This is a genomic window from Planctobacterium sp. R6 (assembly GCF_055755215.1).
Window position 1 is genome coordinate 160,459 of record NZ_JBVTQY010000004.1, and the last position, 16,075, is coordinate 176,533.

The 16,075-nt window shown below is 47.6% G+C and carries 13 protein-coding genes; 5 read left to right on the forward strand and 8 right to left on the reverse strand.

The window, feature by feature from the left end; translation table 11 throughout:
* Nucleotides 1-2: 2 nt before the first annotated feature.
* Together AC0J20_RS04600 and AC0J20_RS04605 are read right to left on the reverse strand one after the other, a co-directional pair.
* Nucleotides 3-1,340 carry an aldehyde dehydrogenase family protein gene (locus tag AC0J20_RS04600; RefSeq protein ID WP_473020797.1) on the reverse strand — a complete coding sequence of 446 codons (1,338 nt, stop codon included), beginning with the start codon at nt 1,338-1,340 and terminating at the stop codon, nt 3-5.
* 2 nt (nt 1,341-1,342) lie between these two features.
* Nucleotides 1,343-2,131, reverse strand: a complete 789-nt coding sequence (locus AC0J20_RS04605; RefSeq protein ID WP_473020798.1) for a CmcJ/NvfI family oxidoreductase — start codon at nt 2,129-2,131, stop codon at nt 1,343-1,345.
* 86 nt (nt 2,132-2,217) lie between these two features.
* Between AC0J20_RS04605 and AC0J20_RS04610 the strand changes: the two genes are divergently transcribed.
* Complete coding sequence (locus AC0J20_RS04610; protein WP_473020799.1) at nt 2,218-3,105, forward strand: LysR family transcriptional regulator; 888 nt, start codon at nt 2,218-2,220, stop codon at nt 3,103-3,105.
* Here AC0J20_RS04610 and AC0J20_RS04615 read toward each other — a convergent pair.
* On the reverse strand, nt 3,102-3,680 hold the full coding sequence (locus AC0J20_RS04615; RefSeq protein WP_473020800.1) for a TetR/AcrR family transcriptional regulator: 579 nt from the start codon (nt 3,678-3,680) through the stop codon (nt 3,102-3,104). The genes AC0J20_RS04610 and AC0J20_RS04615 overlap by 4 nt on opposite strands.
* 107 nt (nt 3,681-3,787) lie before the next feature.
* Between AC0J20_RS04615 and AC0J20_RS04620 the strand changes: the two genes are divergently transcribed.
* Both AC0J20_RS04620 and AC0J20_RS04625 read left to right on the forward strand, forming a co-directional pair.
* Nucleotides 3,788-4,945: an aromatic ring-hydroxylating oxygenase subunit alpha gene (locus AC0J20_RS04620; RefSeq protein WP_473020801.1), complete on the forward strand. Its 1,158-nt coding sequence runs from the start codon at nt 3,788-3,790 to the stop codon at nt 4,943-4,945.
* 12 nt (nt 4,946-4,957) lie between these two features.
* Nucleotides 4,958-6,442, forward strand: a complete 1,485-nt coding sequence (locus AC0J20_RS04625; RefSeq protein WP_473020802.1) for an FAD-dependent oxidoreductase — start codon at nt 4,958-4,960, stop codon at nt 6,440-6,442.
* On the opposite strand, the gene arsB is transcribed toward AC0J20_RS04625, so the two are convergent.
* Entirely contained in the window at nt 6,414-7,430 is a 1,017-nt protein-coding gene (gene arsB, locus AC0J20_RS04630; protein WP_473020803.1) for an ACR3 family arsenite efflux transporter, read from the reverse strand. The genes AC0J20_RS04625 and arsB overlap by 29 nt on opposite strands.
* Nucleotides 7,431-7,704: 274 nt before the next feature.
* Between arsB and AC0J20_RS04635 the strand changes: the two genes are divergently transcribed.
* Both AC0J20_RS04635 and AC0J20_RS04640 read left to right on the forward strand, forming a co-directional pair.
* Nucleotides 7,705-8,616, forward strand: a complete 912-nt coding sequence (locus AC0J20_RS04635) for a diguanylate cyclase (RefSeq protein ID WP_473020804.1) — start codon at nt 7,705-7,707, stop codon at nt 8,614-8,616.
* A gap of 34 nt (nt 8,617-8,650) precedes the next feature.
* A complete protein-coding gene (locus AC0J20_RS04640) occupies nt 8,651-9,358 on the forward strand; it encodes a phytanoyl-CoA dioxygenase family protein (protein ID WP_473020805.1) in 708 nt (235 codons plus the stop codon).
* A 31-nt stretch (nt 9,359-9,389) separates the two neighbouring features.
* Here the strand turns inward: AC0J20_RS04640 and AC0J20_RS04645 are convergent, their stop codons facing one another.
* The 4 genes from AC0J20_RS04645 to AC0J20_RS04660 form a co-directional block, all read right to left on the reverse strand.
* Nucleotides 9,390-10,856, reverse strand: a complete 1,467-nt coding sequence (locus tag AC0J20_RS04645; RefSeq protein ID WP_473020806.1) for a tryptophan halogenase family protein — start codon at nt 10,854-10,856, stop codon at nt 9,390-9,392.
* Nucleotides 10,857-10,869: 13 nt separating this feature from the next.
* Complete coding sequence (locus tag AC0J20_RS04650; protein WP_473020807.1) at nt 10,870-11,889, reverse strand: cupin-like domain-containing protein; 1,020 nt, start codon at nt 11,887-11,889, stop codon at nt 10,870-10,872.
* Nucleotides 11,890-12,615 (reverse strand): SapC family protein, encoded by a 726-nt coding sequence (locus AC0J20_RS04655; RefSeq protein WP_473020808.1) that lies wholly within the window; start codon nt 12,613-12,615, stop codon nt 11,890-11,892.
* A gap of 87 nt (nt 12,616-12,702) precedes the next feature.
* Nucleotides 12,703-15,729: a TonB-dependent receptor gene (locus AC0J20_RS04660; protein WP_473020809.1), complete on the reverse strand. Its 3,027-nt coding sequence runs from the start codon at nt 15,727-15,729 to the stop codon at nt 12,703-12,705.
* Between the last annotated feature and the right edge of the window lie 346 nt (nt 15,730-16,075).

The window sequence follows — 16,075 nt, forward strand, 5'->3', positions numbered from 1 at the left end:
TCCTATGCACTGATAACGCGTAATTGCGTAAACTGGCGATGTCCTTCCACCCCACCATGAAATCCAAAACCACTTTGCTTTGCGCCAACCCACGGGGCTTCGCCACTGCCGACACCGCCATTAACTCCAATCATGCCGGCTTCTAACTGTTCAGCTACCTCATATACCCCGTCCATACCAAATACCACTGCCCCTAACCCATAAACCGAATTATTGGCTCTGGAAATGGCCTGTTCATGACTCTCCATAGCCGCAATCGCCACTACAGGACCAAAGGTTTCCTCGCTTTCCAGCAACATATCTGGCTTAATCCCGGTCACCACGGTGGGCTGAATGTACGGAGGCAAATAGTGAGCCTGCCCTAACGCAAAATGAGCACCTTTAGATTGAGCATCTTGCAAATGACGCAGTACCTGCTGATGCTGCTTCTCGTTGACCAAAGGTCCGTAATTCACTCGAGGCATATCCCAGGGGCCCACTTTGTATTGCCCGGCAATTTCCACTACTCGCTGTACAAATTCCTCATAAATATCCTGATGTACATAAACCCGCTCAGTGGATGTACACATTTGCCCGGCATTTTCAAAAGAACTGGCCACTGCAAATCGCGCAGCCGCGTTAATGTCTGCGTCCTTCAGCACTAACATGGGATCATTGCCTCCTAACTCCATAACCAGGCGGTGTAACCTGGGGGCGGCACTTGCCATAATGTGTCGACCAGCCTGAAGTGATCCGGTAAAGGCCACCATATTGATATCGCTGGCAACCAGTGTTTTACCCGCCTCAGCATCACCGTGAACAATATCGATAACGCCCTCGGGTAAACGGGCCTTCAATGCCTGAATAAATTGCTCAGCTACCAAAGGTGTGTCTTCTGAAGGTTTGAGAAGCACGGTATTTCCCGCCACCAACGCCGGAATCAACAAGTTGTTTGCCATGGCCAGTGGATAATTCCAGGGCGCAATTACGGCGACAACACCAAGCGGCCGATACTGGATCTGTGTACCTCCTGGACGACGCATTGGTGCAATTGCGCGCACCACTTCATCGGTCAGATAGGGGGCACTTTGGAGTACCCCCATGACTTCATACCCCGCTCGGCGCTGATCTTTACCCATTTCCTGAGAAATCAATTCGCTCAAGGTGGATTCAAGCCCTTTGAGATGGGCAAAAGCATTATTTACCTGACGCTGCCGCTCCTCAGGGGCAAGTTTCCCCCAGGCCAGCCGTGCCTGACGGGCCTTTTGCACCAGCTCCTTTATTTTCTGCGGCGAGCTGATTTCTACCCGGCCCACTTCCTGATTATCCAGTGGGTTTCTGGATATAAGATATTGCGTCATTATCAGTCTCCAAACACGATGGCACGCAGCTCCAGGCTGCTACGCGGTGTTGCTGGGGCGCCGTTTCTTTGAGCGAAATCAACAGCCGAATGCGGTACTCCAAACACACCGTCACGCATCTGAGAATCAAACACTTTAAACAGCAAGGCTTCACCTGGTGCCATTTGTGACTGATAAAACCAACGATGCTCAGGATTGTGTTTAATAACGGAGATTTCACCAATACGGTCCGGATAAATCAGCTTTAGGCGTCTGAAGTCTTCAGCTTTTACCGTAGATAAATCTATCAGAGCCAATGGCGACTCTTGCACAACCTGGTGCACTGGAAGCCATAAATTCAGCAACTGATAAGAGCGGTTGCGCCATTCTGGATGACTTTCTGTCTCGGCTAACATACGATCATGAGCTGATTTATCAGTGTAATCGTTGTGCACCGTCTTCACCGGCGCCCGGTTATAAATCGTTTGTGCTTTGCGCGTAGTTGAGCGGAAAGTATGATCAAAAATACGAATATCGCGACGCGCTAATTCCTGTTGCAAGAATTCGATCACCTGCGGATACAAAACCTGTTGGATCGCGCTATCATCATCAAAGGCAGTAAATTGGGTTTGGAATTTAACCGGCTTAAACCCCTGCTCTTCTAGTGAAAACGGTTTCTCCTGAGTGCGCATGTCGGCAATATCCACAAGACGAACGTCAACCGCATCTGTTAGCGATGTTGCCCCTGGCCCTTTGTATGTTTGGTCGTACTCCAGTTCAGCATTTTCCTGAACATAATTTACTGAGAACATGATCTTCTCCTAAACAAGATTTGATGCCATGATCATAGAGACCTAAGAGAGGGAACAGAAACAAGTAATCCCTGTAAGAGATACAAATGAATTTACTAAACCGCTTAGATATCAGACAGTTAACAACGCTCGATGCGTTATTGCGAGAGAAAAACCTGTCGCGGGTTGCCGATCAGTTGGGGATCACACAACAGGCGGTCAGTGATCATCTTAAAAAACTGCGTAATACCTTTGACGACAGGCTGTTTATTCGCAATGGCACCGGAGTGCAACCTACGCCATTTGCTTTGTCCTTAGCCCCGAAACTACAACAAGTGATGGCATCACTGGAAAATCTACTCACGCCGGAAGAGTTTAACCCGGCCACTACGTCGGCGACCTTTATCATTAGTTGCACCGATTATGAGCAAACCTCATTGCTGCCACATGTATTGCATGAAGTCCGGCAAAAAGCCCCCAACCTGAAAGTCGCGGTGAAAAAACTAGAACTGGATAATATGGCAGCCGAGCTTATGTCGGGAGAAGTGGATTTAGTATTGACCAATCCAGCGTTTGCTCCTGCGCAATACCCCTCTGAAGTAATTTATGCCGAACATTACGAGTGCGTCGCCGCTAAACAAAATACCAAAGTTCAGGAAAACATGAACATTGCTCAGATAGCGGCTATCCCGCAGGTAGTCGTGTCGCCATCTCGGGGAGATTTTACCGGTGCTGTGCACCAATGGTTTGAAGACAAAGGACATCCCAGAAATGTATTAATGACCTTTCCTACTTTCAGCGCAGCCATTGCCACCATTGCCAAAACTGATTTGTGTGGCTTTATCCCCTCCCGGCTGTTACCTGACCCCCGACTACAGCGCATAATCCTGGACACCAATGTACCGGGATTTGACGTTATTTCGGTGTGGCATCAACGCTCTTCGCAAGACCCGTTAGCGTTGTGGATGCGAGATATGATCAAGGCTGCGGTTTAATCCAGCATCGCCTCCAGCAATCGGATATGTTGCTGCTGATGCAGCGTTCGTTCAGCCTCATCATACAAGCGCTCCAGCGTAGGCTGTGACACCAGATAATATTGTGCAGCTCCCAGCAGCTGATAAACAAAGGCCAAAGAATGTTTGTCGCCAAAATGACCGCGCTTTTTGCCTTCCTCAACAATATCAGTCAATGCGTCTAAAAATGGACGCAAAAACCACTGCTGAGCACTCTCAGCCCGCTCACGGTTATCCAGCAATTCTCGAATCAGCAAAATTACAACCTGCATCAGCGGGGTATCGGTATTCGACATTTCCAATATTACAGCCCGAAGCTGCCCTCGTGGTTCAGACATTTTGTCCCGGATACTGGCGACAAAATCCTGCAACTGCTGCGCAGCACGTGCCAATACAGCCGCATACAACTTTTCCTTGGAAGGAAAGTGATGCAAAACCGCTTGTTTGCTTACGCTCAGGGTAGTCGCGACATCATTAATACTGGTGCCGTAAAAGCCATTTTTAGCGAACAAAAGCTCAGCCTGTTGCAGCAATTTTTCTCGGGTGTTTTTCTTCAAGGTCTGACTCTGAGTTAAGAAATTGTTGACAGCTTACCACCTGGTAAGTATTTTGTAAAAACCTACCGACTGGTAAGTTTTTACATTTTACCTACTTGAGGCCAGATATGAATACTGACATTGAGATTGAATTGATTGAGAGTGCACGTCGCAATATCGCCAACAAAACCACATCGCTACGTGGCTCAGAGCAAAAAGTAGCAATGGAACGCTATATCTCAGAAGAGCGACTCAACGCAGAGCGACAAAAGATTTTTAATCAACTGCCCAGCCTGTTGCTCCATGCCTCAGAATTACCCACTCCTCATAGCTATCTTTCAGTGGAAACCACCTTAGGATCACTTTTGGTAACCCGTGATGCTGAAGGACAAGCCCATGTGTTTCGCAATAGTTGTCGTCATCGCGGTGCGAAACTGGTTACTGGCAAAGGCTGCAACAAACGCCTGGTTTGCCCCTACCACGCCTGGTCTTACAGCACGGCCGGAAAACTCAGCAATGTGCCAGGCCAGAGTCAATGCTTTCCTTCCCTGGATAAAAATCAAAACAGCCTTATCAGTATTCCTTGCGCGGAGAAATACGGTTTCATCTGGCTATGTCCCCAAGCAGCAAACACGGAACACGCGGAACTGATGCTGGACTCTCACCTGGGGGACATGACACCCCACCTTAAATGGATGCAGGGCAACAAGCTAAAAGCTTTCAAACGCTTTGATAAAGTCTGGAACGGCAACTGGAAGTTGTTTGCTGAAGGTGGATTGGAAACCTATCATTTTGCTTTTGCTCACAAAGCAACAATTGCTCCTTTTTTCCACAACAATATCGCGGTGATTGATCAAATCGGACTGCATTTCAGAGTTGTCATGCCCACCAAAGCTTTAGCTGCTAACGCTAATTCATCTGAGCAACCACTGTCTTTACATGATTGTAGCCACACCCTGTTTTTGTTGATGCCGGGCGTCGCCATGTTGGTACAAAAAGAACATGTAGAATTGATCCAGTTTCGCCCCATCAGCGTGGATAAAACCGAAATTTCCGTCACCACACTCATACCAGAGTCTGCCGACCTTGAGGATGATAAACAGCGCGCTCATTGGCAAAAGAACCACGACATCACCAATGCTACACTTAATGAGGATTGGGAGTTGGGTGTATCCATTCAGGCATCGATTAACAGTGGTGGCTTACCTTATCTACAGTACGGTCAAAACGAGTGGGCATTGCACGAATTCAATCAGGTAATTGCTCAGCTTTTGGAAAATAGCTAAAGGAGTTTAAACATGTCTGATTTCAAAATCTGGGAATGTCAGGTTTGCAACTGGATATATGATGAAGCTAAAGGTTGCCCCGAAGAGGGTATTAAACCTGGCACCCGCTGGCAGGATATCCCTGATGACTGGCATTGTCCGGAATGTGGTGTAGGCAAAGCCGATTTTGATATGCTGGAAGTCAGCCAATCAGACAGGTCGCAACCATCAGAGGACACGCCAGCGATGCAGCAGCAAACAGATACAACGCCGGTGCCACAAGTAGCTGAACAATCACCGCTGATTATCATCGGCAGCGGTCTGGCAGCCTATCAATTATTGAAAGAAATTCGCAATCAGAATTCACAACTCAACATAGTATTATACACAGCCGATGATGGCAGTTATTACTCCAAGCCACAGTTATCAAATGGTTTTTCCGCCAACAAAAGTGCCGCCGCTCTCATTCTGTTTAGCGCTGAAACAATGGCACAAAAATACCAAGCCGAAATCAACATTTATACTGCTGTAACTAAAATAGACAGCCATAACAAATGCATTCATCTTAGCGAGGGTGGCACCCGTAGTTACAGTAAACTGATATTAGCTCTGGGCGCTCATAGCACTCAGGTGCCCCTTGCCGGAAATGCGGTAAGTAAAGTTCATCGGGTTAATGATTTGCAGGACTATGCCCGCTTCCGCACCTTGCTCAAACCCGACAGTAGGATATTGATTTTGGGGGGCGGATTAATCGGCTGCGAATTTGCCGATAACCTCACCCGCACCGGTCATCAGGTTTCGGTTGTCGATCCCTTATCCGGCCCACTGGCTGGTTTGCTGCCAGCTGAGGCGTCACAACACCTCCATAGCCAACTACAAGCCGCGGGAATTAATTTTCATTTTAAGCAGGTGGTTAGCGCCTTAAACCACGATACGAAACACCAGGTTATTGCAGAACTGCAGGACGTCAACAAAGAACAGGGAAATGGTAAAACAATCGCTGCTGACATTGTACTGTCAGCAATTGGTCTGCGCCCCAATTTAAATCTGGCTGAAACTGCAGGTATTGAATGTGAACGCGGCATCGTAGTTAATAACATTATGCAAACCTCACAACCCGATATTTATGCGTTGGGAGATTGCGCTCAGTTTAACCAACAGGTTTTGCCTTATATTGCCCCGTTGAATATTCAGGCCAAAGCACTGGCAAAAACACTGTGTGGAGATATTCAGGAAGTGCGCTATCCGGTTATGCCGGTGATGGTGAAAACAAAACTTTGTCCGGTAGTGGTTGTGCCGCCATCTGAGCAAGATAAAACCAACGGACAATGGCTAACGGACACGCAAACAGAAACGGGCGTTCTGGCCCGCTTTGTAGATGCCGACGGTCAACTAAAGGGCTATGCCCTTACAGGTGACCAATGCCGATTTAGCAACAAGCTGGCCAGGCAGATGTCAGGGCCGCATCAACCGTCGGCCCCTCCCTTCGCTATTGAAACCAATGGCGAGTGCGATTAGCAAACCATACTAATGACAACATCACAGGTACTTCCACCAGCACGCCCACTACGGTAGCCAACGCTGCACCGGAGTGCAGACCAAACAGAGAAATCGCCACCGCCACGGCCAGTTCAAAGAAATTGGAGGTGCCAATCATGCAGGCCGGTGCAGCCACATTGTGCGGTAACTTCATTTGTTTTGCCGCAAAATAGGCAATCGCAAAAATGCCGTAAGTTTGAACAAGTAACGGGACAGCAATCAGGCCAATTACCAGTGGTTTTTCGATAATGGTTTGTGCCTGAAAGCCAAACAACAACACCACGGTAGCCAACAAACCGATGATGGACCAGGGTTTGAAATTTGCAATAAAGGCATTTAATCGGCTGTGATCATTGGCTTTATCCAGCTTTTTACGGGTAAGTGCACCGGCAATGAGTGGCAATACCACATACAAGCCCACAGATAACAGCAATGTTTCCCAGGGTACCTGAATATCGCTGATCCCCAAAAGGAACGCCGTGATAGGCGCAAAGGCAAAGATCATGATGATATCGTTAATGGATACCTGCACCAGCGTATAGTTGGCATCCCCTTTGGTCAGTTGGCTCCAGACAAATACCATGGCCGTGCATGGGGCAACACCCAGCAAGATCATACCGGCAATATATTCACTGGCTGACTGCGGGTCCACCCAGTCGGCAAATAGGCCTTTAAAAAACAACCAACCCAACAGCGCCATAGAAAAGGGTTTAATCAACCAGTTTATCACCAGGGTCAGCACCAGACCCTTGGGCTTTTTGCCGATATCCTTCAAGGAAGCAAAATCGATTTGAATCATCATCGGATAAATCATCAGCCAGATGAGCACCGCCACTACCAGATTAACGTGCGCATATTCCAGTTTTGCTAACTGGTTAAACACGTCTGGTACAACATTGCCCAGTATCACCCCGGCGGCTATGCAAAGTGCCACCCATAGTGACAAATATCGTTCAAATAATCCCACTGACCTTCTCCATCACTGATGCGAAAACATTAATTCATTATGCAACACTAACTGGTGTTAATGACCCCTGTGGCTGGCAAACAAACCAGCGACACATACGAAAAATCATATATATGTTTTTTCATATGTCAAATGTTATATCGCGAATCTTATCTACGTCCTGAAATCATCGTGACGAACAGCTCGTTTACCGCGATTGACCAAGGTAAAGCAATCTACCGGGAACAAAAAATAACAAGTTGATTACGTTTTTTTGACATAGGAAAGCAGCCCATTGTTGCGCAAACTTTCAGAGTCGAAATTACATAACAACGCTATGAAATTACCTTACATTGCCCTGTTTACTGCACTGATAACTGTTCATATAACGGGTGCAGCAAGCCCGCTGAAAATACCTGGCTCGTCAAAAGTGAGTACTTTGCCTACTGATGTATTACACGAAGTCGTAAAGCGCTCAGACAAATTTAGCCGCATTGACTATGTGTATGGCGAGCAGGGAGATGCCTCTTTCTCCAGAACCCAGGAAGATGTTATCCAGGGCAAACTGGATCTTATGTGGACAGCCACCTCAGAGTTTTACGAAACACATTACAGCGCTATCTATTTTCCTATTTACCGGGGCAGCCTCGGGATCAGAATTGGCATCATTAAGCAGGAAAATGCCGCACAGTTTGCCAACCTGACAAGTTTGCACACGTTAAAAACCTTTACCGCTTGTCAGGGAAAGCTCTGGGCAGACACAAAAATACTCGAAGCCAACGGAGTTAATGTGGCCGCAAGCCACAAGTACTTTAACCTGTTTCCAATGCTTGAAGGCGGACGTTGTGACTATTTTCCGCGTGCCTTTTTTGAACCCTGGAGCGAAATTGAACGGGAGAGCCAGTACCGGCTGACAGTGGATGAGCACATGCTGATCCGATACAAACTGGCGAATTTTTTCTTTGTTAGAAAAGGTAACCTGGAACTGGCCAGACACATCTATGACATCCTGGTGCAAATGCACAGGGATGGCAGTTATGAAACTATGTTCAGGGCCGACCCCGATGTGCGGCGGGGGCTTCGCTTTGCCAAGCTCGGCAACAGAGAGGTGTTCGATTTTAACAATCCATACCTGACTGATGCAGTCAGAGAAATCCCTGCAGAGTTTTGGTTAAACCTGGAGGATGAGGCGTTTTCCGCCCCCTAATGTAACCTATCCAAAAACACACAAAGGTAAAGTTATGCAGCAACAATACAAGCAGTTAATCGCGCAATTTTGGCATCAAGGTTATCTGGTATTGGAAAACTTTTTCGAGGATGAACTGATGCAAACTATGCATCAGGAAATCCTGGCTCATTTTGGCCAGGCGCCGGAATTTCAGCACTCTGAAGAGTTTCTTAAAAAGTCGGCCACTGAAGTGATCCCCTGGTTCCCGCAACGCGAAGGAAACCCGCTATTTGACAGTATCGAAAAGCACGCAGGATTCTGTCAGTTAACCTCTGCGATTTTGGGGCCATGGCAATCCCAATATTCGATGGTGATGTTTTCAAAAATGGGCACAAAAGGTCAGGCCTGGCATCAGGACTGCCCACCTGAGCAGAGTACCCAGTTTAATCTCAATCGCCTGGTTTACACCATGGACATCAATGAAGATACCGGTGGACAGGTGGTGATCCGTCCCAAAACGCACATGAACGGTGCTCTGTCTGCGGGTCCGGTGAATGAAGACTTTGAAGATCAGTTAGTGCTAAGCCCGAAGCGCGGCACATTAATATTATTGCATGGCCATTGCTGGCACAGAATTACCCCCATTAAAGGGCCGTATCGGGTGTCCACCAATTACCGTTGCGCCCCTGAAGGCGTTCCGGACGACATCACGGATATTTGTGTTTACCGCAATATGCGTTTTCAGTTTTCCACCAATTTGGTACTGGAAGAAAGGGCCTGAGCCTGAACGCCAATAGCCCTTTGGCCGAGGGCTACTGGCAATAGCGCGTCAGGTACTGCTGGTGTTCGGGTAATGCCGACACCTGACGGTGGTGTGAATTGACAATATTATCCAAAAAAGCCTTTAGTTCATGAGCTTGCATTTCATCTGCGATGCGATGATATTTTTCCGGAATAAGCCCCTGCCCAATCATAACCTGCAGCCAGGAATCCACGAAGATCTCTTCATGGCGCACAATAAACCGGCCGGTTTTGCGAAATAAACTCATGCGCTCCTGCAAACTTTCGGGTATTTCCATCTGTTTGCAATAGCGCCAAAAGTCAGAATCATCTCGCTGCGTCTGGCAATAGTGAAGTACAATGAAATCTCTGATTTGTTGATAATCAGACATCCCAGACTTATTAAACTCATCAATATCGAGCTGCTCAATGCCCTGCGATGGAAAGAGCTTAATTAAGCGCAGGATCCCCTGCTGAATCAAATGAATCGCCGTGGACTCCAAAGGCTCAATAAAGCCTCCCGACAACCCGATCGCCACACAGTTTTTATGCCATAACTGTTCTCTGTGCCCCGTCTTAAATCCGATTAATCTTGGCTCGGTTATCGGCTCCCCCTCAACCGTGGACAACAGCCGCTCGCGCGCGGTGTCATCATCCATATATTGGGAACTGTACACGATGCCGTTGCCCATACGATGTTGCAATGGTATGCGCCACTGCCATCCTGAATCATGCGCAATGGAACGGGTGTAAGGCACCGGCGTATTACTGGTTTTCGTTTGCACAGCCCAGGCCCGGTCACATTTTAACCACTGACCATAGTCATTAAAGGGAACTTTAAGTGTTTCATTGATAAGCAGCCCTTTAAAACCGGAACAATCAACAAAGAGATCACCGGCCACATGCTCCCCACTTTCCAGTAATAAGGAAGAGATAAACCCCGTCCCGGCCTCACAGTTAACCTTTGCCACCTTACCTTCAATACGGGTCACGCCTTGCTTTTCCGCCACACTTCGCAGCAGTTTCGCGTACAAGCTGCTGTCCAGATGAAAGGCGTAATTCAGACCATTTTTTGACTGTGCAAACCGGTTCGCACCCGCTGCAACAGCTTCGATGTTATAGGCGCTAAAATTGTCACTGATCCCCAGCTCCAGCCCCTTTCGCCAAAAATCGTGAAATCCGGCCGCCCATAAACTGCGGCCCGTAGAGCCAAATGCATGGAAATAACTGTGCTCCTGCGCTGCCCAGTTTTCAAACTGTATACCCAGTTTATAGGTACCCCGGGTGTGTTTTAAAAACGTATGGGAATCAAGATCGAGCAAGCCATTAAAAAACTGCATGGTGGGGATGGTCGCCTCACCAACCCCTATCGTTCCGATTTGCTCAGACTCCACCAGCGTAACCTTGACGTTTGACAGCACTTTGCTCAGTGCCGCGGCTGTCATCCATCCGGCAGTTCCGCCCCCTAAAATAACCACATTGTTTACGATTTTATTCATATTTTTTGTTCGCTTAACGATTTAACGCAGCCAGTATCTGCGCCCGTAGTTTTCGAGCCGTAAGCTCGTCCAGTTCCCCCAATACCCCTTGTACAGAATGAGGAATATGCGCAAAATTTCTGTCTTCAAACACAAACTGCTGAAACAGGTGTTGCCACGCCTGCTTTTGCTCTGCCGGTAGCGCCTTCATTGTCATTAAGGCTAAGTTTAACGCCTGCATCGGTGATGGCATCCAGGCGGGTGTCGGTTTCCACCAGTAGTTCATCAGCAAATTAAAGTCCGAACAGGCACGTATCTGATGCCACCACATACTGGGAATAAATAAGACATCACCCGGCTCAAGTACAACTTCAATACTGGCAGCTATAGCCTGTTGATATTTTGGATATTTGTCAAAGTCCGGCGCATCCGGATTTACCAAACTGATAGCCGGACCGGCCGGATTGAAATCCAGTGGCCCGATATAAAGATTATCCACCTGCTCCGGTGGAAACAAAGTAACTACCCGGGTGCCAGAAAGATTGCAGGCAAAATTATTCGGGAAATCGAAATGGGCAGCGATTAACGACTGATTACCCAGCCACAGGTTCGCCACTGTATCAGTTTTCGAAATACCAAACTCCAGTTCGTTTTCATCACGCAAACCGGGAAAATATTTTTGGATATTGGTGGACCCCATGTACAGTGTCTGATGTTTTTTAGCGATGGCCGTTAAAAATGCTGGCAGGTTCATCGTCAGCTTCTCAAAGTTCATTCCACTAAAGTCATCATTGTAAAAAATACGCCCATCAAAGCGTTTTTCCAATGCAAAGGTTAACATTTCAAGGCCGGCGTCAAAACGACGCAAATAAGCCTCTAAATCCAACTGCGATTGCTGCGCCGCCTGCACAATTGGCCAGTCTGCAATCTGTTGTTTTAACAATACCGGAGCCTGTGCTTTAGTGGCGATAAGCTGCAATTCTCCATTACTGCGTTTTCGGAAATCGTTATCTCCCGCAACCTGGTGCATTTTTGCTGACAGGACAGAAGTCACTTAACGGGTAACTTGCTGTAGGCGCTTTCGACTTAGCAAGTCAGAAAAGGCGGTTAAAGAAGCCATGCAGAAATACGCCAGCTGCAGAAAGCCCGACTGATTCAACTGCTGTAATTGCCCGGCATTTAGTCCGGCCAGTTTCTCCTCATCAATACTCAAAAAACCCGACAAGCGAATATTGTTTTGCTCTGCCAGTTGCGCTTCCAACACGAACGGCTGCAACAAATCATGCTGTTGCAATTCCTCGCAAAATTGCCCGGTTAGTGCTCGTTCTTCATGCAGGCGATACAGCACTTCGGCCATAGACTGAGTATAAGGAGCGTTGCCGCCATGCGCTAAAAATAGCGCCTCACCGACTTTGTCATTTATCCTTGTATCGGATAAATCCACACTGATCACCCTACTCTCCGTACCGTCAGATTGACGCTGATGGCCAATCTGAAATGGGCCTTTGCGCAACATTAACGGCTGATAGATGCCGCCTGGCCATTGCCCATCCCGAATAAACAGGTTTTCCCCTTGTTCAAAGCCAAAAATCGCCACCGGGAACAGCTCACCACTGTCGGGCTTCTGGTGAAATACAATTGGAAAATGTCGCAAGGCCTCTCTTAATTCACTGAGTACCAGAGATGTACAAGCGGGTGCAGATGAATCGTCAACCAATACCTTATCAAGTACTTTTAAATTCAGGTGCTCAACATTGTTTAAAACTACATATTCACTCATAACGTACTTTATTTAAAACCCTTACCAAGAAACACAAAAACGGCCAGCCACCTGACGTGACTGACCGTTTAACTGCATTACACTAACTTAAAAATCATAGCGAACGCCGAACGCATAGCGCGCACTTTGTTCATTGGCATAGATGATCATGTCATCACCCCGGGCATGAACCCTTCGATTTTCTTCAGTGATGTTAATGCCTTCAAAAGCGAGGGTCAGATTCTCGGTCACACTGTATGAAACGCTCAAATCAAGCTGTGCGTAAGACTCGGTGTATGCCGGTTCTTGCTGGCCATTGCCACCGGTGGTGGAATTCAGGAACTTATCCCGCCAGTTATAGGCCAGTCGAATTTGCAGTGCATCCTTTTCGTAAAATGCCACCAGGTTTGCAGTATCACTCAACCCCAATAAGGCAAATTGGTCTTCGCCAATGGTAGTGTTGTCATAAGTCACGTCACCATCAACCGTTGTATAGTTGGCCTGGATACCAAACCCGGATTCCCCAAAAATGTGCTGAGCGGCAAATTCAAAGCCGTCAACAGAGGCGTCATCCTGGTTTACCGGGATGGTAACCGTATAATCCAGCGGATCATAAACACTGAGATCACCGGTTAAACTGCCATCCGTAGCTACCCAGCCCTGATCCACATAGTATTGTCTGATTTCCTGTGCCGCATTGCCCGGATTAACCACCGCACCCTGCGCTTCTTCGAACCGCTCGCCCGATGCAGGGTTAACCAAGTTCGGATAGATAACCTGATTAACGACACTGGTACCGATAAAGTTCTTCACGTCTTTTTTGTAGTAACCAATGGCGGCATAACTACCCTCACCATAATAGTATTCCAGTGAAATATCGAAGTTATCGGATTCAAAGGGTTCCAGATTTGGATCGCCGGAAGCCGCCGTAGAATTATCGAAGGTTCTGGCCTGACTACTGGCCGGTACCGCACCTGCCTGCAGGTCGTCATAGGCGGGTCGTGCGATGGTTTTACTGACTGAGATACGACCAATCAGATCTTCAGTCAAATCAATACTGAAATCCAGGTTGGGTAACGTGTGACTGTAATCCCCTTCCCCTTCGGCAAACACGCCTCCATTTTGTTGCAGGATGAGTTCGTTAGCCGTAAGCCACGACAAACTGGTATAGTTAGGGATTAGCGACTCAGATTTAACATCGGTTGCTTCATGTCTTACGCCCACAATCAGCCGTGATGGCATGTCACCAAGTTCAAACTCAAGGTTGGCCTGAACGTAAAAAGCCAGTTGCTCTTCTTCCAGCCGTAAGTCGTTGGCGTATTCCGGGTTAGTACACAAAGTTCCGGCGGCGCAGTTCCCAAACACATTCCCAGGCAAAGTGGGATTTGCCGCATAAAGGGCAGCAATGTCACTGCTAAACTGATCAAAATCAACCCATACCATCTGCCCATTGGCACCAATATTGTCACCGGAAAGGTCATTCAGATCGGCGACCGTAAAGGCACCATCTGAAAAGTTACCGTCACCATCACCCGCTGGCGAGTTCCAGCCACCGCCTGTGGTATGGCCGGTAAAGCCCATTCCGCCCCAGTCTCCCCCCTGATTAAGGCTAAAGGCTGTACGGTTGTTCATGGTCAGATGAGAAACACCAAAGTTCACCTTGCTGACAATTCCGGCGTCGAAAACGTACTCACCGTTTAATTGCACCTGGTCAATCTCGGTTTTCATGTAACCGTTTCTAAAACTATTGCCCGATGCGATAATAAGACCAGGGTCAATGGCTTCATTGCCTGACGCGCCGGCATCAAAAGGGGCTTCCGTGGGGGTCAGAAAGACCTGCATTTCCGGCACATATTGGGAGAAATCAACGGTGGTCCGGTAGCGACGGAACGTACTGGCCGTCACAACATTGTTACTCCCCCGGTGATCCTTTGGCTTTGCTTCTGCTTTGGAGCTATGAGCATCCAAAGTCAATACCAGGTTGTCATTCACTTCATATTCGAGATTCAGACCGATGGAGTCATTCTGATTGGTAGTCCCCCAGGCACCCACTCCGTAGGAAAGATCACAACAATCGCGATTATTCAGCATCAGTGGCGACACCACCCCGTTGCTGTCCACTTCGGTAAAGACCGTATCGGCATAGCTGCCTGCCCCAAACCAGGCTGAAAACTCCTGACGGCCAACATCTTGCTCCAGTTCGGAATAAGTATAATCCAGCGTCGCTTTCAGCTTGTCTGAAGGGGCAAACTGCAAGGTTAACTGTGCGTTGGTGCGTACCCGGCTGAAATCTTCAAACACGTACATGTAGTTTTGCGGAGCAGCAAAAATAACACTACCGCTACCAGCGTTGTATACCTCATTACCAAAATTATCCAGTTGTTGTCCGCTCAGATTGCTGGTGTTCCAACCCGATGTCACCTGACCGGATGCAATGTAATTGTCCCGCTCAGAGCGACTGGCAACCAGTGATATCCCCACCTTATCATCGTTAAAGGTATTGGAAATAATGCCCGACACTTCCGGGGTGATATCATTGCCTACGCGGGTATCGTCACTGATTGCTTTAGCGCCGATACTAGCCATAAAACCGGGATTGTTAAAAGGCTTGTGAGTTTGAATATTGATTGTTGAACCAATGCCGCCCGTAGTTAAATGGGCCTTACCGGTTTTGTAAACCTCAACCCCCGACACGGACTCTGAGGCCAGATTCGCAAAATCAAAAGAACGGTCAGTGTTGACATTCAGACCGCTGAGATTTGCTGCAGGCATCTGACGACCATTCAGGGTGATCATATTAAATTCCGGCCCCCAGCCACGTACAGTCACTCGTGAGCCTTCGTTGTTTTGGCGGTCAATGGCCACCCCGGTAATGCGTTGCAGCGATTCAGCGAGGTTAGTATCCGGGAATTTGCCGATGTCCTCGGCAGAAATAGCATCAACAACACCATCGGAGCTACGCTTAATATCCATCGATTTAATTAGACTGCCGCGAATACCGGTAACTTCGATCACTTCAGTGCCATCGTCTTCGACGGTTTCCTGAGCCAATACAGCTTGTGGATTCGTCAGACCAAATACCGCCGCCACTGACATGGCAACAAAGCTTGGCCTGAAATGTTTTTGTATCTTCATCAATATGTTCTCCATCCACTTTCATGCGATTTCAGTTGCAGGTCGGTAACTGACATGTCAGCGGAAACATTTATAAATTTTTTAAGTGTGTTCGTTAACCCGGTTTAAAAAGAGACGACGTAGCATTGCCGTTGTAAACCAAATGTTAACAATGACAACATAACGCGACCTGACAACAGGATCGATTACGATATTTTTTGCTTTGTTATGTTTTTTCACAAATAGTTAAACACATGAATTTGCTGGGGTAAAAAGCGATTTTCATAACGAAAAAACAAGAGAAATTATTTTCTTTAGTGGTATTGGGCTATCTCAAATAAGCACGACAACACTGCAGGCGTTAACA